Source organism: Aminobacter sp. MET-1, assembly GCF_026521175.1.
Classification (GTDB): domain Bacteria; phylum Pseudomonadota; class Alphaproteobacteria; order Rhizobiales; family Rhizobiaceae; genus Aminobacter.
In genome coordinates, this window is sequence record NZ_JAMSHL010000148.1 from 1 (window position 1) to 251 (window position 251).

The window sequence follows — 251 nt, forward strand, 5'->3', positions numbered from 1 at the left end:
GCTGTAGATCGCGCGTTCGACCTCGCCGGACTTGCCCGCGTCGACGAGGGCGCGGGTGGAATGCATGCCGTCGAGGATCAATCCGGTGCGCGAGTCACGCAGGGTGCGGTCCATCCAGTCCGACATCTCCTGGGCCCGCCAGAGCCGACCGGTGCGGGCGAGCATGATCGCGGCCGGACCGTTGGCAGGCGCGTTGTAGAAGTCGGATTTCTTGCGCCACGGGATGCCGCCGCCTTCGGCCGGAGCCCAGG

General features: G+C 69.3%; 1 protein-coding gene. It reads right to left on the reverse strand.

Features of this window, described 5'->3' with window-relative positions:
• Positions 1-251 (reverse strand): hypothetical protein (locus tag NDO48_RS29400; RefSeq protein WP_267322941.1); only part of this gene is annotated, 251 nt, incomplete at both ends.